Annotated in this window: 16 protein-coding genes; 6 read left to right on the top strand and 10 right to left on the bottom strand. The window is 70.0% G+C overall.

Annotation, left to right across the window (positions count from 1 at the left end):
- Window position 1: 1 nt before the first annotated feature.
- Window positions 2–478, bottom strand: coding sequence for a 6-pyruvoyl trahydropterin synthase family protein (locus RYH79_RS06420; RefSeq protein WP_370897363.1), 477 nt, complete (start codon window positions 476–478; stop codon window positions 2–4).
- A gap of 162 nt (window positions 479–640) precedes the next feature.
- On the opposite strand from RYH79_RS06420, the gene RYH79_RS06415 reads away from it, so the two are divergent.
- Window positions 641–1,345, top strand: coding sequence for an SDR family NAD(P)-dependent oxidoreductase (locus tag RYH79_RS06415; RefSeq protein WP_370900795.1), 705 nt, complete (start codon window positions 641–643; stop codon window positions 1,343–1,345).
- On the opposite strand, the gene RYH79_RS06410 is transcribed toward RYH79_RS06415, so the two are convergent.
- A complete protein-coding gene (locus RYH79_RS06410) occupies window positions 1,342–2,466 on the bottom strand; it encodes a class I SAM-dependent methyltransferase (RefSeq protein ID WP_370897361.1) in 1,125 nt (374 codons plus the stop codon). The two genes, RYH79_RS06415 and RYH79_RS06410, sit on opposite strands and share 4 nt — an antisense overlap.
- A gap of 109 nt (window positions 2,467–2,575) precedes the next feature.
- Here RYH79_RS06410 and RYH79_RS06405 point away from each other — a divergent pair, with 109 nt between their 5' ends.
- The 5 genes from RYH79_RS06405 (at window position 2,576) to RYH79_RS06385 (ending at window position 9,709) form a co-directional block, all read left to right on the top strand.
- A complete protein-coding gene (locus RYH79_RS06405) occupies window positions 2,576–3,718 on the top strand; it encodes a hypothetical protein (protein WP_370897359.1) in 1,143 nt (380 codons plus the stop codon).
- Window positions 3,715–4,725 carry a hypothetical protein gene (locus RYH79_RS06400; RefSeq protein WP_370897357.1) on the top strand — a complete coding sequence of 337 codons (1,011 nt, stop codon included), beginning with the start codon at window positions 3,715–3,717 and terminating at the stop codon, window positions 4,723–4,725. The genes RYH79_RS06405 and RYH79_RS06400 overlap by 4 nt, the downstream gene beginning before the upstream one ends.
- A gap of 61 nt (window positions 4,726–4,786) precedes the next feature.
- On the top strand, window positions 4,787–5,368 hold the full coding sequence (locus tag RYH79_RS06395) for a hypothetical protein (RefSeq protein WP_370897355.1): 582 nt from the start codon (window positions 4,787–4,789) through the stop codon (window positions 5,366–5,368).
- Between the two features lie 55 nt (window positions 5,369–5,423).
- A complete protein-coding gene (locus tag RYH79_RS06390; RefSeq protein WP_370897353.1) occupies window positions 5,424–6,998 on the top strand; it encodes an ATP-binding protein in 1,575 nt (524 codons plus the stop codon).
- Entirely contained in the window at window positions 6,995–9,709 is a 2,715-nt protein-coding gene (locus RYH79_RS06385) for a hypothetical protein (protein ID WP_370897351.1), read from the top strand. The genes RYH79_RS06390 and RYH79_RS06385 overlap by 4 nt, the downstream gene beginning before the upstream one ends.
- A gap of 78 nt (window positions 9,710–9,787) precedes the next feature.
- Here the strand turns inward: RYH79_RS06385 and RYH79_RS06380 are convergent, their stop codons facing one another.
- Genes RYH79_RS06380 through RYH79_RS06345 form a run of 8 tightly spaced genes read right to left on the bottom strand, consistent with a single transcriptional unit; the run spans window position 9,788 to window position 22,984 of the window.
- On the bottom strand, window positions 9,788–13,183 hold the full coding sequence (locus tag RYH79_RS06380) for a COG1361 family protein (RefSeq protein WP_370897349.1): 3,396 nt from the start codon (window positions 13,181–13,183) through the stop codon (window positions 9,788–9,790).
- Window positions 13,180–14,259, bottom strand: coding sequence for a hypothetical protein (locus tag RYH79_RS06375; protein ID WP_370897347.1), 1,080 nt, complete (start codon window positions 14,257–14,259; stop codon window positions 13,180–13,182). Before RYH79_RS06375 ends, RYH79_RS06380 begins: the two co-directional genes overlap by 4 nt.
- Window positions 14,260–14,283: 24 nt before the next feature.
- Window positions 14,284–17,145 (bottom strand): hypothetical protein, encoded by a 2,862-nt coding sequence (locus RYH79_RS06370; RefSeq protein ID WP_370897345.1) that lies wholly within the window; start codon window positions 17,143–17,145, stop codon window positions 14,284–14,286.
- A 6-nt stretch (window positions 17,146–17,151) separates the two neighbouring features.
- Entirely contained in the window at window positions 17,152–18,357 is a 1,206-nt protein-coding gene (locus RYH79_RS06365; protein ID WP_370897343.1) for an FtsZ/tubulin family protein, read from the bottom strand.
- A 58-nt stretch (window positions 18,358–18,415) separates the two neighbouring features.
- Entirely contained in the window at window positions 18,416–20,497 is a 2,082-nt protein-coding gene (locus tag RYH79_RS06360) for a hypothetical protein (RefSeq protein ID WP_370897341.1), read from the bottom strand.
- On the bottom strand, window positions 20,497–21,510 hold the full coding sequence (locus RYH79_RS06355) for a hypothetical protein (protein ID WP_370897339.1): 1,014 nt from the start codon (window positions 21,508–21,510) through the stop codon (window positions 20,497–20,499). Before RYH79_RS06355 ends, RYH79_RS06360 begins: the two co-directional genes overlap by 1 nt.
- Entirely contained in the window at window positions 21,507–21,824 is a 318-nt protein-coding gene (locus RYH79_RS06350) for a hypothetical protein (RefSeq protein ID WP_370897337.1), read from the bottom strand. Before RYH79_RS06350 ends, RYH79_RS06355 begins: the two co-directional genes overlap by 4 nt.
- On the bottom strand, window positions 21,821–22,984 hold the full coding sequence (locus RYH79_RS06345) for an FtsZ/tubulin family protein (RefSeq protein ID WP_370897335.1): 1,164 nt from the start codon (window positions 22,982–22,984) through the stop codon (window positions 21,821–21,823). The genes RYH79_RS06350 and RYH79_RS06345 overlap by 4 nt, the downstream gene beginning before the upstream one ends.
- Between the last annotated feature and the right edge of the window lie 79 nt (window positions 22,985–23,063).

The raw sequence follows: 23,063 nt of genomic DNA, 5'->3' as shown, positions 1-23,063 counted from the left end.
GCTACAGCCCCCCGACGGCACCCAGCTCCCGGGTCTCTCGGACCGTCACCGCGACGTCTTCGACCGTGTCCGGGACGGCCGCGGCGATGCGTTCCTCCAGTGTCGCGGCCATCACCTCCGCCGTCGGCGGCGCCGGCAGCGTCACGACGGCGTCCCCGTCGCCGCTGGCCGCGAACGCCTCGACCAACGGGTCGCCAGCCTCCAACAGGAACCGGTGGTCCCAGTCGTCGATCACGCTCGTCACGGTCCCCTTGTCGGCGACCCACCCCTCCTCCGTCAGCGTCCCGCGGAGCTCGACGGACACCTCGTAGTTGTGGCCGTGCGGTCGCGAACACTTCCCGTCGTGGTGTCTGATCCGGTGGCCCGTGCTGATCCGGATGGGCCTGTCGCCGCCGACGGCGAGCGTCCGCTCCGTGCCGACGACGGCCGTCTCCTCTTCCTCGGCCCCGTCGCTGTCGTGCGATAATCCTCGGTTCATACTGTGATATTATCCGGTCGACACTTGAGTCTGCGGGTCGAGTCGCCGCCCCGACGGGTGGCGCCGCCGACGCTCCGGGCAGTCGCGGGTTTGATACACGCGCCGGCCCTGTCGACTCTGGTGGACTCACTCGATCCCGACCTCGACGGACGGACGGCGTTGGTGACCGGCTCTGCGGTACGCGTCGGACGAGAGCTCCTGTTGCGGCTCGCCGACGCGGGCGCGGACGTCGCGGTCCACCACCGCGACGAGTCGACTGCGGCGGAGGCGACCGCGACGGCGGCCGACGCCCGGGACCGCGGCGCCGAGACGGCGGTCGTCGCCGGCGACGTGACGAACCCCGAGGCGGTGGACGCGTTCGTGAGCGACTGCGAGACGGAACTGGGCGGGGTGGACGTGCTCGTCAACGCCGTCGGGCCGTTGCCGGGCGGCCGGTGGGACGAAATCGGCTACGACGCCTGGCGAGAGACGATCGCCGGCTGTCTGTACGGCACCTACCTCTGCTCGGAACGGGTGCTCCCCGGGATGCGCGACCGCGAGTGGGGGCGGATCGTCAACTTCGGCGTCGCCGACGCCCGCGACGACCGCCGGGTGCCGGAGAACTTCCCGTACTTCGCGGCCAAGCGGGCGGTGTTGTCGTTCACCCGGACGCTGGCGTACGACACACAGGACGACGGGATCACGGTCAACGCCGTCTCCCCGTTCGCGGTGGAGAACACGGTCGTGGAGGGGGTGGACTACCCCCGTGGTCGACCGGCGTCGTTCGACGACGTGGCAGCGCCCGTCCTGTTCTTCTGTTCGTCGGCGGCCGACTACCTCTCGGGCCAGAACGTCGCCGTCGACGGCGGCCGGCTCCAGGAGGCTTAATTCGGCCGAGCGACCGCCACCTCGAACCCCTCCGACGCCGCGACCACGTCGACCGCGAGGTCGTACTCCGTCCGGAGCGTGTAGTCGTACCCCATCACCTCGTTGTAGACGAGCCAGAACGCGCCGTCGGGGGTGAGTCGGTCGGCGACCCCGGCGAACAGCTTCCGGGTGACGCCGCTGCCGGCGTGTGTCGGCGGGTTCGCCACCACTGTGTCGAACGACTCGTCGTCGAAGCCGTCCAGTCCGTCCGCGGTGACGACCGTCTGGGGGTCGACGCCGTTGCGCTCGTAGTTGCGGCGGGCGAACCGGGTCGCCAGCGCGTCGTCGTCCGTCGCGTACAGCCGACAGTCCGTCCGAGCGCCGACGAACGCGCCGACGGCGCCGTAGCCACACGCCAGGTCCAGCACGCGGTCGCCGTCGGCGACGGAGACCGCCTCCAGCAGGGCGGCCGTCCCGTCGTCCACTCCTCGCCAGGAGAACAGCCCCGGCAGCGTGAGGAAACGACAGGTGTACTCGCCGACGGTCGCGCGGAACGAGTTCGGCTCCAGTCCCGTCTCCGGGTCGCCGTCCGCACGCCGGCCGGACAACACCGTCGCGTCGCCGACGCGCTCCCGAGTTACGCCGCGACAACACCGGTCGAACACGGCCCGGAACGGCGCGACACCGTCCGGGTCGGGCGCCGCGACGGCGACCGTCCCGCCGGCGGCCGTCGCGGCGACACCACGGGCGAGCCGTTCGCGGGCGACCGCCGCCGGCACCGCGTCGGCGGGCGCGTACAGGAGGTGGTCCGCCCGCTCGACGGGCACCCAGGCGTCCAGTGTCACTCCGACGGCAGCGTCGTTGCGGTCGGCGTTGACCCGACAGCAGTCGGCCGCCCGCGCGCTCGTCGTGACGGCGGTCGGCCGACAGCCCGTCTCCCGGGCCAGGAGCGTCGGGACGACACCGAAGTCCGCCCCCAACACGACCGCGTCGCCGTCGGCGTCCCCGAGCGTCTCGACCAGGGCCGTCTCCGCCGGGCGGACGGTCGTCTTCGAGACGAGACCGTCGCGGGTCAGGAAGGCGTACCGGCCGCTCGCACGGGAGAGCGTCAGTTCGTGGCCGTCCGGGAAGCGTGTGTCCACGTCCGGTCTGTGCGGGCCGGCGAGCAAAAGTCGGTCGTTCGGGGTCGCCGTCGGCCAGTACGGTGGGTAGGGGACAACTTTTAGGATCACTACTTCGTGGGTACCGACAATGCCGATACGGCCAGTCGACAACGATGTCCTCTCGGACGCGTGTCGTTCCGTCGCCGAGGAGAACTACGGATTCGTGTACGTCGACAGAGAGAAGCAGGCGATCAAGGACGCCTACGAGTCCGAGGGCAGTGGTCTCGTCCACTCTGGGTCGGTGTCGAACACCGACATCAAACAGGAGCTCAGGGAGATGGCGTCGGCAGAGGACTACCCGTTCGAACGGATCAGACCGGGCGTCTTCTACGTCGACCCGTTCGACAAGGGGCTCGACATGGGTGTTGCGGACGAACTACAGGAGCTGTTCGACCACGACCTGGTCGCCACTGCGGAGGACTTCCGCAGACAGTTCGACCTCGCGCTCGACGACGTCTCGTTCTTCGTCGAGGAGCTGCAAGACAACGAGCGTGGGCTCGTGTTGCGCATCGCGGCCGGCGCCAGGGACTACTACACGATCGGTCCCCAGTTGAAAGAACGGGTCGACGGCCGGGGTGAAGATCTCAACGACAAGCTGGCCAGCGAGGGGATGAACGGTCGGATCACCCACGAGAACCTGGAGGACGCCATCTCGGTGACGGCAGTGTCGGACGTGATCAACTACCTGGAGTCGGAGGGGTACATCCTCGACCTCGACGGGGAGTACCTGGTCAGAGACGACGTCGACGAGTTCGCTCGGTGGCTCTGGGAGGGTATCGAGGAGGAGGTGGTCACTGCCTTCCAGGACGCCGGCTACGCGATGCCGAAGACGGAGTACCGGTCGTTGCTCGTCGACCAGATCGAGAGCTACTCGAACGTGCTCGCGGCCGTCAGGTCCAGCCGGCCCGGGCTGGACCTCGATCAGGACGACATCGTCAAGCACGTCGCCGAGTGGTTCGAGTCGGGCACCGGGATCGAGGAGACCGACGGGCGTGTCCCGATCGCCAAACACACCGACGAGGTCGACGCGGAGGTGGCAGGGAGAGCCGAGTCGATGGTCCAACCGGTGGTGAACAAGGAGGGAGCACACACGGCGAGCAGCCTCAAACAGGAGGTCGAACCGGAGATCGAGGAGCTCCGGATGGCGTCGACGGAACCGGCCAACGAGTATCTGCGTGACGAGGTCCGACAGCGCGTCTCGGACCTGATCGACGAGGAGATGAACGTATGACGAAGTTCGACGACTTCAAACAATCGGACGGAATGGTGACGGCAGTTCCGAGGAGCAGCCGGGACGAGGCCGTCAGGTTCGACGGGAGTATCGTACAGCGGAAGGATGACGCCGAGGAGGAGGCCAACTGGGAGCGGCTCGTCAGCCAACTGATGGACCACGACCTGGGGAACGCGCTCGACATCAGCGACCAGGGTGAAGCACAGATCGACCGTGAGCAGGCGGTCTCCGCGTTGGTCGAGTCGGACGACCAGTTCGCCGACACGGAGTGGCAGGCGGAGGCGGTGATCGACTACCTCGACGATCAGAACATCGTCGAGGCCTCCGACAACGACGGTGTGACCGTCCTGAAGCCGTTCGACGAGCTCTCCGAGACGGAGTACACCAAGATGTACAACAACTGGGCGGCGATGTTCGACACCTGTATCGAACGGATCGACTACGCCCACGACCGCGTCGAGCAGGCGAAAGAACGGTTCGAGAACCGCGAGGCGGAGACGGACCGGCGCAGTTCCGACGTGAACCCCGAAGAACGACAACAGGAGCTCCGCCAGAAGATGGAGAATCTGGTCGGCGACGGGAAGCCGTCGGACCTGAACGAGGCGGACAAACAGGAGTTCGACCACCTCCGCGAGCAGTACCACTTCTACGAGAACATGGAGGAGGCACAGGGTCCCGAGCTGGGCCCCGGCTCCGACCGTGTGAAGGAACTGGGTCGCGTGATGGAGCAGTTCGACGCCATGCGCGGGATCATGATCGACCACCGGGAGAACTTCAGAGAGCTCGCGCTCGGGGAGGCGATCTTCCCGGAGGACCTGGTGGAGCTGTCCGAGCAGTACGCCGGCTTCCTCTCGTCGCTCAGCGGGATGATGGACCCCAAAGAGAAGATGGAAGAGGAGGACGACGACGAGTTCTTCGACAGCCTCGGCACGGACGAGGAGATGGAGGCGGCCACCGAGCAGGCCGAACAGCTCAGCGACGTCGAGACCCAACAGACGGCACAGTGACGAACAGATGCAGGTGTGTACGGACAGGTGGACCGAGGCCGTAAGGACGATCGAGGCGGAGGTGTCTCGCCTCCGCACGGCGCGCCGCCCGGGGACCGCGTCACCGTGGACCGCGGTCGACGCCGTCGACGGAGCGTTGCTCGGGCTGTCGGAGACACTCTCGGCCGTCGACTGGTTCCCGTCGCTGTCGGAGACCGCGCCGGAGTCGGTCGACCGCGCCGTCGGACGGATACTGGACGGGTTCGTCGACGGTGAGCCGCCGACAGACGCAGTCGAGACCGCCACTGCGGCGGGGCGGGCGGTCCAATCCGGGGACGAGGTCACGCTTCCGTTGGGCCGCGAGGGACCGGCTGCTGCGAACTGGTACGTGGTGTTCCCGTGGGTCGCCCAGCGGCTGGAAGCGGCCGCCGAGGGGCTCCGGAGCGTCGGGCGCCGACTCGAGGCGGTCGGCGAGCCGCGTGCCGCCGACGCGTTCGAACGGCTCGAACGCGCCTGCTGTGACACGGCGGCGCTGCTCGCGTGGCAGCCGGCAGTCGTTCTCTGGCTCGACCCGCCGGACGCGCTCGTCGCTGCGGAGTTCGAACAGCTCCAGGCGTTCCTGAAGCGAACACTGGCGGCAAACACGGAGGCGGAGTTCTCGTGACGGACCGAGACGAGAGCGGAGGGTTCGCCACGAGACAGGACGGAGAGGTGACAACATGAGTAAACTGAGCCTAGAACCGGTGGTGTTGGACAGTCAACCGACCTCGCACCTGACGTTGGGAGCGAGTAAGATCAACCCCGACGACGAGGTCGTCCGGATCGAGCACTGTGGCGTCAACGTGACGCTCCAGGTCGATGCGGAGAACGATCGTGTGGCCAGCAACATCGGGAGCGACGCCAAGATCGCGCCGGAGATCGCGGAGCTGTTCGGCGGCATCGACCGGACGGAGTCGTTCTACGTCTACTCGCTACCGTCGCCGAAGAAGGTTCGTCCGGCGGGATCGGTGACGATCAACCCGCTCGGGACGCCGGCCGACAAGCTGGAAGCGGTGTTGAAGGATCGGGAGGTGTTGTTACACCCGATCGTGGAACGGTACGACCTCGGGAGCGAGGTCGTCGAGTTCTCCGTCACCGATGTCGAGCCGTACGAGCCGACGGTGATGGTGGGACAGGGGACGGAGTTCGAGTTCGAGACCGACAGTTCGACGCCGGCTCACGGCTCCGACGACGCCGGACGGAGCTCCGGCTGGGACGGGGGCGGGAGCGGAGGCGGCGGTGACGACGCCGACGGTGACGGCGGCGGCCGTGGCGACGAGGGGGCGTCGATCAACATCCAGCCGACGGTTCCAGAGAAGAACTTCGAGGACGACGTGGCAGGACTCTCCGAGGTGAAACGAACGGCACGGATGGTGCTGTCGTTGTTCGACTCGCGAGTCCGGGACGCCGTCGTCGAGAGCTACGGCCGCGAGTTCGCCGACCGCGGCGGCGGGATGATGCTGTACGGCCCGCCGGGCTGTGGGAAGACGCTGATCTCGGAGGCGATCGCCCACGAGGCGAAGTACGAGACGGACATCGAAGAGGAGTACGGCGACGTGGTGTTCCTGGAGGTGCGGGGCAGCGACGTGGTGTCGAAGTACTCCGGCGAGTCGGAGAAGAACGTCGAGGCGGCGTTCGACCAGGCCCACGAGATCGCCAGCGGCGGGTTCGCCGTCCTCTTCTTCGACGAGGTGGAGACGCTGATCCCGGACCGGTCGGACGACAACCTCCAGCGACACGAGCGAGCGCTGACGAACGCCTTCCTCCAACAGATGAACGACGTGGAGGACAACCTCCTCGTGATCGGCGCGACCAACATGCCCTTCTCGATCGACCCGGCGGCGACCCGGCGGTTCCCGATCCAGCAGTTCATCCCGCAGCCGGGCGCGGACGTGATGACGGAGGTGTGGGAGACCTCGTTGGGACGGATCACCGAGCGAGACGACGTGGACTGCCGGCAGCTGGGTGAGGCGTCGGTCGGCTACACGCCCGCGGAGATCGCAGACCGCGTGCTCGGCAGCGACCTCCAACGGGAGCTCGTCGAGAGCGTCGCCTTGGACGACCGGGACCCGATCCAGCCGGACACGGAGTACCTCCTCGCGCGGCTGGAGGAGACGGAGCCGAAGACGGTACGACAGTACGTCTCCAGCGTGATGAAGCAGGCCCAGGAGCTGGAGGGGTTCCCGGAGATGAAAGAGTACGTGGAACAACAGGCGCAGGAGTTGGGGATGCTCCGGGGCGGCGGGGAGTCGTGACCGAGCCCGTCGCCTTCGCTCGCCAGTCGGCGTTCGAGCACGGCACGGTCGCGGCGGCCGACGGGGGTGCCGACGGGGTCGTGCTCGCCGAGCCGAACGGACAGGTGCGGTACGTCGACAGCGAGGGGCAGTTCACCCTCCGGCGCCCCGGCACGCCGGTCGCCGACGTCGCCGCCGGGCGGGACGTGTACGTGCTCGCCGACGGGACGGTGACGGCCTACGGGACCGGCGGGAGTCGCCGCTGGGAGGCGACGGGATTGGAGCCGGTCGGGCTGGTGGCCGGCCTGACCGAGCGTGGCGTGGTCGTCGAGACCGTCGACGACGAACTCGTCTGGCTCCGAGGCGACACCGGGACGGAACGGCGACGACTGGCGACCCCCCACGCCGACGCCCCCGGGGAGACGACCGTAGTCGCGGGCGACGGGACGGTGGCCGTCGCCAGCTTCACCTCCTTCACCCGGATCGTCGACGGTGAGCCGCGGGAGCCGGTCCAGCTGGACGGTGCCGTGGAACGGGTCGGGCTGTTGGACGGTCGCCTGTTCGCCGTGCTCGCGGACGGGTCGGCGGTCGCGTACGAGGACGGGCGGCGACAGTGGAGCGAGGACGCCGGCGTCGACTGGCTGGCGTCCAACGGAACGGAGTGGCTGTTGTGTGAGACGGCCGGTGAACTCGCGGCGTTGCGTCCGGACGGCGACCGGACCCCCGTCACCGGGCTGTCGCCCGACGGAACGGTCGTGCCGTCGACAGACGGTTCCGTCGTCTGTGTGGTGGCCGGCGGTACCGCGGGCGTGTTCCGGCCCAGCAGCGACGCCGGCGCGGACCTGTCCGTGTCCGTGCCGGCCGCGTCCGTCGACGAGACGGCGGCGACGCTGCCGGTCGCCGTCGGCAACGACGGCGACGTGCCGGTGGACGACACCGTCCAGCTGACCGGCGAGGGGGTGACGTTCGCCGGCGGCCCGGTCCCGTTGTCGCTGGGGGCGGGCGACAGTCTCACCCGAGAGTTCGAACTCCGAGAGCTGTCTGCCGGTGAGGTGACCGTCCGGCTGTCGGACGGCGACGGCACCGTCGACGAGACGAGTCTCACCGTCCGGGAGTCGACGGAGACGGCGAGCGTCACCGGCGAGCCGGTCGGTGTGACCGACGGTCGAGTGACGGTCGCCGTCGAGGTGTCGAACGCGACGGACACGCCGGTGGAGGGGGGGTACGTCGCAGACTCCCAGATCGACCGGGTACCGGCCGGCGACACGGTCACGGTCGAGGCGGTCCTCGACCCGCCCGTCGACGGCGTGACCGTCACGCTCGACAAGTTCGGCGAGCGCACGGTTGACGTTGCGGTGCCGGAACAGCCGTTGTCGGTCGACGTGGCGTCGGCCGACGAGACTGGGTACGCCGAGGTGACCGTCGAGAGCCGCGTCGACTGTCCGACGACCGACCGACTCGTCGTCCAGGGACTCCCGTCGGCCGACGACCGGGTCACCCGGGAGCTGTCGCTCCCGCCGGCCGGCAGTCTGTGCTGGCGGCTCCCGTCCGTCGACCCGGAGCGACGCATCGTCGAGGCGGCGACGGAGACGGCGAACGCACGGCTCACGCTCGACCCCGGGGTCGTCCCGGCCGTCGCGGACACGCGCGGACGACGGCGGCCGACGGGCGACGTCGCTGCGGCGACGACAGACCCTACCGCGACGGCGACCGGCGCTGCCGCGACGACCGACGATGCCGCGTCGGCGCCAGCCAACGACCCCGCGTCGGCGGCCACCGGCGACACGCTGGCGTCGGGTCCGCCGGTGACGGTCGAGCGGTCGGTAGCGAAGACGGACGCCTGGGCTGGGGTCGCGGTCACGGACCGACTCCAGGCCCGGTCGACGGACGGGGCCGACCGGACGGCGACGCTCGAACGGCCGTTGGACGACGACACGACGCTGCCGTTGGAGCCGCGGGCGGTCGGCACCCGGCGGGTCGTCGTCTACCGAGACGAGCGACTGCCGCCGTTGTCCGTCGCGGTCGACGGCGACCGGGTGTCGACGAGCGCCGTCGACCTGACGGCCTCCGACGGACCGGTCGTCCCGTACGTCTGGCGGACGGTCGGCGACGACGGGCCGAAGCTGTGTGTCGCGGCCGACGGCGACGACGGCGTGACCGGCCGGGTGGAGGGAGTGACACTGGACTCACAGCCGGAGCCGTTCGAGTTCGAGTGTCCGTTCGACGGCACGGTCGCGTCGCAGTCGCTGCCGAGCGTCGACTCGAAGACGGCGGTGCCGGCGCAGTTGAACCTCGTCGTCGACGGCGAGCGTCGGCGTCTCGACACGCTCGCGCCGCGACTGGCGACGGACGACGGCCCGTCCGGGCTGGCCGTCGACTCGCTGACCGGCGGGGACAACCCCTCGTTGACGGTCGTCAACACCGGTGACGCGCCGGTCGAAGACGTCCGGCTCCGGTGTCACGGCGACGGCGCGAGCGTCGCCACGTTCGGCGACGGCGTCGTCGACAGCGTCGGTCCCGGGGAGACACGGGAGTTCCTGTTGGAGCTGACGCCGGAGACGGACGCCGACGAGGTGGTCGTGACCGTCGAGACGGTCTCGGTCGACGACGAGGCCGTCCTCCGACGAGAGCGTGCCGTGGGCGACGGGGACGGCGCGTTCGAGGTGGCCGACGCGGGCGACGACCGGCCGGAGTTCCCGTCGATTCTCGTCGGTCCGTTCGCTCCGGAGTGACACCCCACCGAGGCCGATCCCCGGTGTGGGTGTCAGTTCTTCGCCGGCTTTCTCCCAGAGTCGGGAGAGGCGGCAGCGTCACGACACCGGCTGATCCAGGAGGAAGTCCCCCAGCGCCGCCTCGTTCGACTCGCTGTAGTACTGGAGCGCGCGTCGCGCGACGTACCAGACGAGCCCCAGGAACACGAGCGCGTACGCGCCGAGGGCGCCGTAGAGGCCGTACCGGACGATAGTCGCCTGGCCGGCGACGGTCGACCGTCGGTCGGCGACCGTGTCGGCCTCGGCGGTCGCACCGGCAGCGCCGTAGTCGTCGACGGCCTGCGCGTACGCCGTGTCGACCTCGTCCAGCCGCGCCGTCGTCGCGTCGAACCGCGCGGGGTTCAACACGAGCGGCTGCCCGGCGACGACGACGGTCGCGTTGTCGGTGAGCCCGCGCCACGCGGCGTCTGCGGTCGCGCGGTGCTGTGAGGCCGCAGACACCCGTTGGAGGTACGACTCCGTCGCGTTGCGGGTCGCCCGTCGGTTGCGACGCTCGGCCGCCCGGTCGCCCTCGATGGCGGCCAACTGCGCCAGCGCCCGTCTGGCCCGGGCGCGCTCGTCGAAGTTGGCGTCCTCGCCGACCAGGCCACGGTAGTGTGACCGTTGGTTGGCGACGACGTCCGACAGCGTCCGGTTGGCCACGTCGACGGTCGGGCTCGCCGTCTCCCGGAGTCGGCCGGGGAGACTGCCGGCGAACTGGACGAGCTGGTCACGGGCGACGGCCGCCCGGACCACCCGCCGCTGTGCGAGACTGTAGTTGCCGTCCGCTTGGGCCGTCTGTGCGCCGTCGACGGCGTCGGCGTACAGCAACGCCGCCCGCCCCATCGCCAGTGCCGTCGGGAGCGTGTCGCGGCCGACGGACTCCTCCTCGCGGAGCTGTCGTTCCAGCCGGTCCAGCGTCGAGACGACACCGCCGGCCAACGGCTCGCGCCACTCGCCGCCGTCCGCGACCGCAGTGAGGTTCTGCCGCAGACTGTCGAACGAGTACGGGCTCGGGCGCGCCGTCACCGTCACCGTTCGGGGGTCGGCCCGCTCGCCGTCGATCCGGTAGGTCCACTCGTAGTCCTCGTACACGCGGGCGCTCGTCCCGAATCGGAGCGCGAACACGATCTGGTCGGACTCACCGGCAGGCAACACCGACCCCGGTCTGCTCGTCACCGCCAGGAACTGCTCTGGACCGTCGACGCGCGTCACGGTGAAGTTCTCCAGGTCCTGGTAGCCCAGCTCCTCGGCCACGTCGACGGCGCGGGTCCGCTCGCTCGTGATCGTCAGCTCGCCGAACGTGACGGACCCCGTCTCCACCGACAGTTCCGTCTCGTGACGGACCGTCACCGTCCGGGTGAGCGTCCGGCTGCCGGCGTCGGCCGTCTCCACCTGGACGGTGAACGTGTACTCACCCTCCGGCGTCGACGGGGCGGCCGTCAGAGCGACGTCGACCTCCTCCGTAGTCAGCCCCTCGACCGTCTCCGGCACGTCGACGGCCGTCGCCGACAGCGACGCCGGCCCGTCGACGCTCGCGGACACGCTCGTCACGGTCATCGGCAGGTCGCCCGCGTTGCCGAGTGTCAGCGTCGACGTCTGCTCGTAGTCCGAGGTGGGCCGCGCCCGGTCGAAGCCGAACGACTCTGGGGTCGCGGAGACGTTCGTCAGCTCCGGCGGGTAGATCACGCGTGCGGTGAGTGTCACCTGGCGGCTCCGAGACCGTTCGTCGTTCGGCTGTGTGGTCACGGTCCACCGGAGGGTCTCGTGTTGTGGCGCCCCGTCTGCCACCGTCACCGGGACGGTTCGGTCCGTCTCCCCGCCGGCCGGCAACTGCGTGTTCCGGACGGCGTCGAGCGACAGTGACCCGTTGCCCGGGGACGACTGGACGGTCGCTTGGACCCCGTCGATCCCGGTCGCGTCGCCGACTTCGGCGAGCGACAGCGTCGTCTCCGACCGTTGGCCGACGAGCACGTCACCCAGTGACACCGTCTCGCCGCCGACGTCGAGGATCGGCGGCTTCTCCACGGACACCGTCACCGGGAACGACTCGGTGTTGCCCAGGCTCTCCTCGACGGTCGCCTGGAACTGGTAGGTCCCTTTCTCGACGCTCTCGTCTACCCGGACGGTGAACTCGGCCGTCCCCTGTCTGTCCGGCTCGACGACGGTCCCACCGACGCTCGCGTCGACGACCTCCATTCCGGCGGGAACGTTCGAGAACCCCACCGCCGACAGACGCATGTTGCCGGCACCGGTGTTCGGCACCGGCGTGTCGAACGACACCGTCGCCGACTCCTGGGCCGCGCGGTCGAACTGGACGGTGCCGGACTGCTCCGGCACGTTCCCGAGCGACGGGAACAACACGTCGACGTCCACCGTGGCCTCGAAGTTGCGGCTACCGGCGGCCACTCCTTCGACGAAGCCGTCGAGCCTGTACGTCCCCGACCGGATGTCGCGGGAGACGGAGATGGTGTAGGGGACCTGAGCGTTCGACCGCGGGTCGATCGGATCGTCGACCGTGTCGGCCTCGGCGGTGATCCCCTGTGGCGTGTCGTCGATCCGGAACGCCTCCAATCGCATCGTCCCGGGACCGACGTTCTGCACTCTGACGATCCCGTTGGCCGTCGCCTCCCCGTCGCCGACCCGGTCGACGTTGACCGACAGCCCGGTGCCGGTCACCTCCCCGAACTCCGGGAGTAGCTCTTCGACAGTCACCGTCACCGGGAACATCTGCGTGTTACCCAGGTTGTCCTCGACGACCGCCGTGATCTCGTACTCCCCCGGCTCCACGCCGGACGCGACCGTGAGATCGATCTCCCCGGTCGTCTCCGCGCCGGCGACCAGCTTCTGTGCGTCGACGCTCCCGCCGGAGACGGAGAATCCCGCCGGGAGGTCGCGGGCACCCACGGAGTCGACGAGCATCACGCCCGAGCCGCGGTTCTCGATCGGCACCTCGACGCTCACCGCCTGTGGCTCCTGTCTGGTGGCGTCGACCGCCACCGTGTCGGAGACGAAACCGGGATCGGCGAACGACGGCTCCTGCACGGTCACGTCCACGGTCAACTGCTCGTCGTCCACCACGCTCCCCTCGCGGCGAACGTCGAGCGTCTCGCCGTAGACCCCCTCCTCCGCGTCCCCGTCGACGATCACGTCGTACTCGACGCGGTACTCGACGCCGGGTTCTGCCTCCCACTCGCTACTGCTGCCGCCGTCCTGCCCGTCGACGCGTTCCCACTCCTGGAAGACGAACTGGGCCGGGCCGTCGTTCAGTTGGCTCGGCACGGAGACGGTGCCGTTGCCGCTCGTCGTGAACGTAACTCCGAGACTCGCGGTGGCGTCCTCGTCGGTCGCCGCCTGCAACTGGACGTCCGTCCCGGCAGCGCTCGCGGGCCCGGCGACGGCCGCACAGACGACCAACGTCGCCACCGCCAGAACGACCGGAAGTCGACGGGTCACCGTTCCACCTCCAGGGGCTCCCGCGGGAGGATGTCACCCAGTGTCGCGTCCTTCGCGTCCTGTCCCCACCGGGAGAGTCTGGCCATCACGACCGCCCCGAACAACGCGAACAGGAGGGTGTAGCCGCCGATCAGCGCCACCGAGGCGATCGTCAGCGCCCGCAGCGTCCCGACGCCCCACTCCTCCAAGCCACGGGCCCGTTCCAGCCGGGCCGTCAGCTGGTGTTCGGACGACAGCGACGCCGCCTGCCGGGCGCCCGACACTGCCGCACGTGCCTCCACGTACCGGTCGAACACGTCGAGTCCGAACGCCCGAACCGCCGTCTGCGGGTCACTACACCGGTCGTCACACGACGACCGGAACGCCGCCGCCGTCGTCACCGACCGGTTCAACAACGACAGGTCCGTCTCGTACTCCGCCGACAGCCGTTCCAGGTTCGCCGACGTGGAGGAGAACCGGTCGGTCGCCCCGCCTCGTTGGTAGGCTCGGACGGCCAGCCGGAACAACTGGAGCTGTGTCGGCGTGCGCTCTGCCGTCCGCGCCTCCGTACGGAGCCTGTCCCCGCGGTCGCGGTAGAACCGGTCTAACGCCAACTGCGCCAGCGCCGCGTAGTCTCGGCCGCCGGCAGTCCGGAGCCGGTCCAACGCCCGCGCCGTGTCGTTCGCCCGCGTCAGGCTCTCCTCTCGGTCGCCCGCGGTCGCCGACTCGTAGGCCGCAGAGAAGTTCTGCAACACCGCGAGCACACCCCGCATCCGACGGCTCCGGGCGTCGTCGAACGACCCGACCTGGACGGCCGCCACCGCCCGGCTCCGCAACACCTCCAGTTCGCCGTACGTCGACAACGCCGGATCGTCCGAGAGGTTCCGGAACGCAGCCAGGTAGCCGTTGGCCGTCGTCGGCGGTGCGGTCGTCGCCGCGTGGTTCGGCGTGTCCGTGGCGGTCACTGTGTCTATCTGTCCCCCCGTTCCCTCGGCGGTCGGCCGCGCCCCGGCCGCGACCGGCGCCCAGCCGGCCACGACGACGGCCACGGTCACGGCGACCACCAGCGTCGTGTGTCGTGTGTGTCCTCTCGGCATCTGTCGTTCTCTCTCTGCAGGCTGTCAGTACACCGTACTGTCGAGCCGTTCCCGGAGCGTCGGCTCGTCGAACACGTCTTCGATCGCCCGGAGGTAGCCGTCGACCGCGAACGACAGCGCGGCCGCAGACGCCAACGGCGGGACCGGATCCGCCGCCGACCTGGCGTACGAGTCCACCTCCGCGTACGGCTCTCGAACCGGGGAGTCGACCGTCACCTCGTCACGACGGCTCTGGAGGAACTCGTCCGTCTCCTCTAGCCGACGACTCACGTCGCGGATCAGGCCGTTCGGCTCCGCCGTCAGCGCCTCGAACAACGCCGCCTCGTCGTACCCGTCCGCCCAGCCCGTCCGGACGGACTGCATCTCCGCACAGGCGGTGAACAGGTCGACGTTCCGCTTGTCGTTCAGCGCGACCCGCGTCAGGTCCAGCAACTCCTCACCCGTGTCCAGCAACGCCGCCGTCACCGCCGCCGGCGCCGCCGGCGCGTCGACGAACCGGTGACCGGCGTCCGGCAGCCCGCCGATCACGTCTGCCAGCGACTCGATCACCGTCCCGTAGTAGTGGTGGACGGCACCGTCGAGCTGCTGTGACGGCCGGAGCTCGTCGGCCGCGTCCGCCAACGCCGACAGCCGTCGGTCGTGGTCCGGCGACAGCTCGTACCGGAACGACACCGACAGCTCCACCGGCTCCGTCCGGTCGACCGCCACCGAGACGGTTCGCTCGTCGGTGGTGAACGACTCGCCGGCGTCCGCGGTGACGGTGTACTCCCCGACGACCAGCCCGGAGAAGGAGACGCTCCCGTCCCCGTCCGTCTCGCCGGTCCGTGGGTCGTCCGCCACCGGCCGCCCGTCTGCACGTTCCACAGTCACGTCGATCCCGGCCGTCGGCTCGCCGTCGACGGCCGCGGTCACCGCGAGTCCGCCGCTGTCGACGTCCAACGCGAGCTCCGTCGTCCCGTCGCTCGCCCACCGGAGTCGCCGGTCGGCGTCCTCGTACACCGGGTGGTCCGTCCGGACGTTGGTCCGGCGCTCGCCCGGCGGGCGTTGGAACGTCGCTTCCCCGCTCGCGTCCGTCTGGCGGCGATCACCGTCGACCGCCACCTCGACCCCGTCGATCGGGTCTCCCACCTCGTCGACGACGCGGAGCCGCCGCCGCTGGGGCTCGAGATCGAGCGTGACGGTGTCCGACCGCTCCGGGTCGAACCGGACGGAGCCACCCCGGATCGACAACGGGTCTTGGACGGTCAGCTCCCACTCCTTCGGGAAGAACTCGAGCGTCCTGCGCCCGTCGATCGTCTCCTTGTCCTGCTTGCGCCCCCGACCGCCGGCCGGGTCGTTCCGTCCGGGTTGGCTCCGCTGGCGGCCGCTCGACCCGTCCCCGCCGAGTGGGCCGGCCTCTCGGTAGACGACCTCTACCGGCCCGTCGTGGACACTCCCGTCCGGATCCAGTACCTCGACTTCGACCGTCTCCGACCGCGATTCGCGGCCACCACCGGACGGTCCACCGAGCACGTCCGTCTGGAGCACTGCGAACGCACCGACTATGACCAACACCAACACCGCCCCGGCTCCGCCGAGTAAGACCGGGCTGTCGGCGAGCCCGGCGCCGCCGTCGGTGCCGCCGTCGGTGCCGCCGGCCGCAGCCGGCGTCTGGATCTCTCCGAGCGCGTCGCCCGCACCGACTCGGACCGGGTAGCTGGCGCCGTCTGCCGTCCGGAGGAGCACTCGGTAGCTGCCGCTCACGTTCAGCGACACGCCGTCTAGCGTCACGTCACCACTGGGCGTGCGGTCGACGTCGACCGCCACCGTCCGCTCGGCACCGATCACGCTCGCGTCGGCCAGCCCCGCCTGCGACGGCAGTGCGCTCTCGGTGAGGTTCAGCGTGGTCGTGTTGCCCGTCGCCGCCACGACGGTCGCCGTCGTCACCTCGTGGATCCGGTAGTCGTCGACGGAGACGACGTCCGTGCCGTCGTACGCCACCGTGACGTTCACCGACGCCAGCTCCAACAACGCCGGGTTCTCGACGGTGACGCTGCCGCCGCTGGCGGTCGTGGTGGTCGTGTACTGCGCGCCAGAGTGGACGGTGACGGTGTACGTCTCGTCGTTCACGAGCGCCGGACTAGACAGCGTGATCCGCCCGTCGCCGGCCGTGACGGTCGTGTTACCACGGTCGGCCAACTGCCCGGGGTCGACGCTCGCTCCGCCTCCGGTGACGGGCACCGTCTCGCTGGCTGCCGGGCCGGTGACCCGGAACGGCTGGGGCGGGAGGAGGTACTGTTCCACCGCTTCCCCTCCCACGACTAGGCTGCCGTTCCTGCGGGTCGCTGTCGCCGTCGTCACTGCGCCGCCGTCACCGAGCAGTCGCAGCGTGACGGCGTCCGTCCCGACGGACGTGCTGGTGCCGAACACCGCCGTGCCGTTCGGCCGGATCCGTGCCGTGTTCGGGTCGAGTTCGACGTAGTCCAACGGCAGTTGGTCGGAGCCGATCTGCTGCCCGCCGACCGACACCGACACTGTCGCCGGACTCAGGTCTCCCGTCGGGAGTACTCCGGGAGCGACCCGCACGACCCGAACGTCGCCGCTCTCCTCGACGGTTCTGGTGTACGTGTCCTCGGGACCGTCGACCGTCGCCACTGTCACGTTCACCGAGCCGTTCGCGTTCGCCAGTTCGACGACGAGCGCGCCGCTCGACGGCGACGACCGGACGTCCTCCAGCGTCGCGTTCGTGTGGTTAGTCGTCACGGCGGCGTCGGCTTCGGCGACAGTGTCGGCTCCGCCGATACCGTCGGGCTCGCCGACCCCGACGGCCCCGCCGGCCACGCCGGCCGCCACGACCGCGACCGCCAGCGTCACCCAACAGACGAGGGCGGTTCGGTTCCCCGTCACCCGTCGTCACCTCGCGTTCGCATCGACGTACTCCTCCAGGTTGCGTTCCAGGTCCTCCAGGTGGCGCTGCGAGATGGTCGCCTCGTTGCCCCCGAGCTGTCTGGCCGCGTCCAGGTTCCGCTTGTGACCCTCGTAGCTGTCGCGCGCGTGGTCCAGCAACGGGTTCAGATCGAACCCGCCCAACAACAGGAGCACGTCCACGTCGTTGCCCCGGCGGTCGGCCGGCGTGACGGTCGTCATCCCGACGGCACCGGAGAGGCCGTTGTCCCGCTTCCAGGTGTCGAACGCCCGGTCGACTTCCGTCGCGGTCACCTCCCCGCGCTCGACCATCCGTTCTGGCGCGCGGACGACCGCGAACGCCGCCCGGGCGGTCGACACGTCCATCGGGACGTAGGCGTTCTCGGCCGCCTTGTCGAACATCAGCCCGTACTCCAGCATCTTGCCGTTGAGCTCCGTCGCCAACGCCGGCGTGAAGTGGTACGCCCCCACGGAGGAGGGCTTGGCGACGTAGTCTTCCACGTCGATGACGCTCTGTGTCTCCCGTCCGGCGCCGATCATCATGTCCAACGCCGCCACGATCCGTTCGTTCACCCGGTCGTAGCTCTCCGAGCGGCCGTCTCGGTCCAGGTGGGAGTTGCCCGCCAACAGCGTCATGTCGGCGTTCTGGGTGCCGTCACGCCGACGGAGTAGCCGGGAGAGCCCCAGCATCGCGTTGAACTGTCGCTGTGACGGCTCGTTGTAGTACGGCCAGATCCCGACGCCGATCCGGACCGCGTCGTCGATCCACGGGCCGTAGTTCGCCGACTCCACGTCGATCTGTTCGTCGTACTCCCGCAGGAGGTACGGCACGGAGCCGTTGCCCGTGCCGCCGCCCAGCGTCGTCAAGAACAGCTGGGCGTCCGCGTTGATCATCCGGTCGTCGATCTCGTTGGTGATCCCCTGTACGTCACTCTCCGTCTGGCGCTCCCCCTCGAGGAAGTCGTTGCCGACCCCCCGCTTGTCGCCGAACACCCTGACGTAGTCGTCCAGGTCGCCGTCCACGTCGGACTGGTCTACCGTGTTCCGGATGTCCGCGCGGTTCGTGTTCAACAACACCACTCGTTCGGCGATACCCGTGTTCTCCTCGCGGGACAACAGCTCCGCGGCGACGCGATTCCCACCTTCTCCGGAGGCGACGACGCCCCACCGAGTGAACGTGTCTGCTCGTGCCATCACTTACTCACCACCAGGGAACCCCCTTCCGTCAGTGTTGCCCTGTCGGGTCGTCGGGTCACGCCGGACGCACCTCCGCTCCGTCGACTGCCACGTCCAACCCGGTCTCCCTGACGACCGTCTCCAACAGGTCGTCCGAGACCGGGACGGAGAGGTACCGGCTCCGGATCGTGTCGAACCGCATCGTCTCCCCGCCGTCCACGACCGACTGGGCCAACGCGTACTCCACCTTCTCCGTCAGGTCGTCGTGGTCGTACACGAGCACGCGCCCGTCGTCGATCTGGGCGTCGTGGTTCGTCCCCTCGGCCCACAGCGCCAGGAGACACGGGACATACTCGTCGGTGACGGGCAGGTCCATCTCCGGCGAGAGGTGACTCTCCTGTTCGAACCGCCGTTCCAGCTCCGTCGTCACCGTCGGGAGCTGGTCGCGGACGGTCGCCCGGTCGCGGCCACACACCCGGTCGGCGACGGACTGCCGCGTCAACGACAGCGTCACCTCCGTGTCCGACTGCACCGCGACCGTCTCCGAGACCGTCGGGAAGCCGTCGTCGTCGACCGTCGCCGTCACCTCGTACTCCCCGTACGGCAGCCGGTCGAACGTCTCCTGCGTGGCGACGAAGTCCCGCGTGCGCGCCGTCCGGCGCTCGTCGCCGCCGGTCACGTCGATCTGGAACTCGTACTTCGAGCCGTCGTTGTCACCCAGCCGCGCCGTCGCGTCGAGGGTGTACGTCTCCCCGCCGCCCGGTGCCGTGAGCGTCGGTCCGCGTGGATCGTACTCCGTCTCCGGGTTCGCGTCGGCGTACAGCTCCATGAACTGTTCCGGCTCCGCCACGCGCAGGTCCGACCCCTCGACTCGTCCGCTCGTCCGGAGTGTCTCGTCCATCTGGTCTGCGACCATCCCGTAGGTGTCTGCGACGGCCGCCTTCGACGACGCCGTCTCGACGGCGTCCGTCAGCGCGCCGACCGCGTCCACCCACGTCGAACGGAACGACGACACGTCCGACGTCGACTGGAGCCGACCGGCGTAGTCCGTCCCCGCCGCCGGCGGCACCGTGTAGAAGCCGACCGGAATGTCCGCCCGTTGGATCGTCTCGATGTGGCCGTCTAAGTCGGCCTGGAGCTGTTCGACCATCTCCCGGCATGCGGTCCGGAGCTGCGACTCTGCGGTCGCCAGCGCCTCCCGTTCTAGCGCCGAGTCCACGTCGCTCACGTCGTCGCCGACCGTCGACACCGTGGCGACGCTGTCGGCGTCGACGTACTCGTCGACGACGGACGACTCCACCGTCTCCACCAGCTCCTCGACCGCCTGCCGGCGGTCGGTGAACTCCGTCTCGACGGCCGCCTCGGCCGCGCTCGTCGCCCGCTCGATCTCGCCGACCGCCTCCTCGACGCGCCCGTCTGCCGCCGCCGTCCGGGCGGTCTCCAAGTGGTCGCGGATCGTCGTCGGGTCGCCGTCGTACTCCTGGATCGTCTCTTCGACCCGATCTGCCGCCCGCTCGACCGTCTCGCGGGCGGTGTCGCGGGCCTCCGACAGCGTCGTGGCCGCGCCGTCGGGCTCCGACGGCACTGCCGACGCCGGGACGGACTCCACCTCGTCCGAGTCGAGCACGCCCGGCGACAGCCGGTCTAACGCCGTCGCCGCTCGCCCGACCGCCGTCTCCACGAACGAGACGAACGACTCGTCTCGCTGTCGGGCGAACTCCGCGACCTCGTCTTCCAGCGTGTCGAACTCCCGTGGGTTGCCCGGCTCGTCGACGGTGAACGTCCCGTCTTCGGGCGACACCTGGACGCCGGCGGCGGCGAAGTCGTCGACCAACTGCTCCACCTGCGTGTCCAGTTGGGTCGTGTCCCACTCCGGGTGTTGGCCGCGTCGGCGCTCGTAGGTCGTCAGCTCGTCGCGCAGCTGTCCCGCAGTGTTGCGGGCGCGGTCCCGGACGAACTCCCCGGGGCTCGTCGCGTTCTGGTTCACCGTCCGTTGGACGTAGACGACGATCGCCGCCGCCACGACCAACGGGACGCCGACGCCCGCGAGCCCGACGCCGACGTTGGAGCCGGTCGCGAGCAACACGCCGGCGCCGACACCGCCGGCGACCAGGACGACCGCGACCAGCCGCAGCGCGTTGCGAACGGCCGGCCGCATCAGACGATCACCCCCGCGACGCCGAGGACGACCGCAGCCGCGAGCCCGCCCACCAACAACAGCCCGCCGGCCGCGAGCGGCACTGCGACGTGACGCGGGTCCAGCGTCGTCCCGCTGTCGTACGTCTTGTCGAAGTCGATCTCCGCGCGACGGCGGCCGGCGAACCAGACGCCGACGGCCGCGCCGACGACGACGCCGCCGGCGAGCGCGCCGCCGAACGCGAGCCGGCTCGTCCCCACGACGGACGAACGGCGCTCGACCAACGTGGTCTCGTACGCCGTCAGCCGCTCGCGGACCCGGTCGCGGGCCGCCGTGAGCCGTTCACTCGACCGGCGCGTCACCGTGTCGGCCGCCGCGGCGTCACCCGTCGCCGTCGCCGCGAACGCCGTCTGCTGGAGCGCCACCGACGCGCGCTCGTACTCGCGCAACGCCGTCACCACCTGGCTGGCGTTGGAAGCCGACTCGTCGTCCGACGAGGCGTTCGTCGGCAGCGCCGACAGGGTGCCGTTCAGTTCCCGCCGGGCGGTCGAGTGCCGGTCCGACGCGGCCGCGAACGCCTCACTCTGGCTGGCCGTCTCGAACCGGAGTGTCACCGACGTCTCGTCCGTGGCGTTCCACGTCACCGTGTTCGCCGGCGGCACTACCACCGTCGGCCCACGTGCGTCCCGGCGCTCTATCGCCTCGCCGAGGGAGACACGTTCACCGGCGCCCGCCGCGACCACCCGGAGCCGGACGCTCTCGGAGGTGTTGTCCAGCCGCTCGTACACTGGGCTGTCGGCCAGCCCCCAGACCGGACCGAAGTCCTCTGGGTCGCCGTCGCTGCAGACGGTCAGCGTCAACTCCGAGCCCGGGTACAGCCGGACCGTGCCGGTGACCCGGTCGCCCGCGGCGTCCGTGACGACCGCGGTCGTGTTCTGGACGCCCGAACAGTCCGCCGGCGGCGCCGCCGTCGCCCCGGCGGTGCCGGGGACGACGGCGAGCAGACACACCAGGAGTGCGAGGAGCCGCGTCACCGCCCCACCCCCCAGTAACGCACGACGGTGCCGACGAGCAGTCCGCCGCCGACGCCCGCGAGCAGCCCGACGACCGCCGGCTGGACGGCGCCGCCGTTCGCTCTCGTCTCCGCGACGGCCGTCCGTCGCTCGGCGACGGCCGTCGACAGCTCTCCGAGCGACGGGGTCGCCGTGGCCGCCTGCGTCGTCCCGTTGCCGGCCGTCTCGTTCCCGGTCGTCCCGTCGTCGTCGGCCTGCGCGGTGACGCCGCCGACACCGGCCAGCGCCACGGCGACGACGGCGACGGCGACGAGACACGAGACCGCCCGACTCACGCTCGCCCCCTCCCCTGTGCCGCCAGCGTCTCGAGGTCTGCGATTCGATCGATGTCCTCGCGTTCGAACGTCAGCAGCGTCGTGAACGACGCCAGGTTGCGTTCCGTCAACATCAGTCCCATGTTCACCTCCGGGCAGTAGCTGTCGAGTCGACTCCGGATCACCGACGCCTCGATCCGGTAGTCGCTGTCCGTCACGTACCGCTCTGGCGCACGAATCTGCCCGATCGCCTTCTCCGCCAGGCTCGGATTCAGGTCCGCGACGGAGCGTTTCGTCACCGCCAGATCCGCGAGCGTGTCGCCGTCGACCGCCTGTCTGCCGACGAACGGCAGGAAGTACCCCGCCAGCGACCGCGTCCGGACGACCGACCGACCGAGTGCCGCGTAGCCGACACCGTCCGACAGCGACAGCGACGTGACGATGTCCTGTAGGTCGATCGTCTGTGGGTCGAACGACTCGTACCCGCCGGGGTCGATCCGTTCGAGCACCGCCCCGGAGATCAGGTCGACGACCCCGGCCGCGACGTAGTCGTTGAACTCCCCGAACCGGCCCTCGGCGGCGTCCTCGAAGGCGAGCCGTTGGTTGTCCACGAGCACGACCCCGTCGACGACCGACTCCAGCCGGTCGAGTCCGTAGACCGCGTTGTCCGCCTGTCGTGTCGCCGACACCGTCGCGTCGTCTTCGCCCTGTGTCACGTCGCCGCTCGTGTTCGGCAACACCGCGACGGCGATCACGTCCGTGCTCGGCCCGGAGAACTCTCGGATCGCCTCCACGACGTGTGGCCCGATCCCGCAGCCGGTGCCGCCGCCCAACCCGACGAAGACGAAGGCGAACGACGGCGTCCCTTCGCCGAACTGCTCGCCGAACGCGTCCGCCATCGGCCCCACGAGGTCGCTCGCCACACTGTCTGCCTCTCGCGGCTCCCGACCGAAGCCGCCCTGAACCTGTTCTTCGAACCCCGCCGTGTCGCCCGCGACGAGGCCCTCTCCGCGTGCGATGCCGTACCACGACTCTGACCCCACGTTCGAGAGGTTCTGGAGGTCTCTCGCCGTGGAGTTCACCGCGACCGGCGTCGCTAACGTCGACACACGTTCGTGGTCGAAGACGGAGTCGACGAGCGCACACCCGGCCTGCCCCGCTCCGACAAAGAGATACGCCATCTGTACTGTGTGTATCGTCCGCAGTTCGTCTGTTAAACCTACCGTATCCTTCCGCCGCGTTACTCGGTCGAACTACACG

The sequence above is a fragment of the Halobaculum sp. MBLA0143 genome, from assembly GCF_041361465.1.
Taxonomy (GTDB): domain Archaea; phylum Halobacteriota; class Halobacteria; order Halobacteriales; family Haloferacaceae; genus JAHENP01.
The sequence above is the reverse complement of the archived record's forward strand: the minus strand, read 5'-3'. Positions and strand labels throughout refer to the sequence as shown.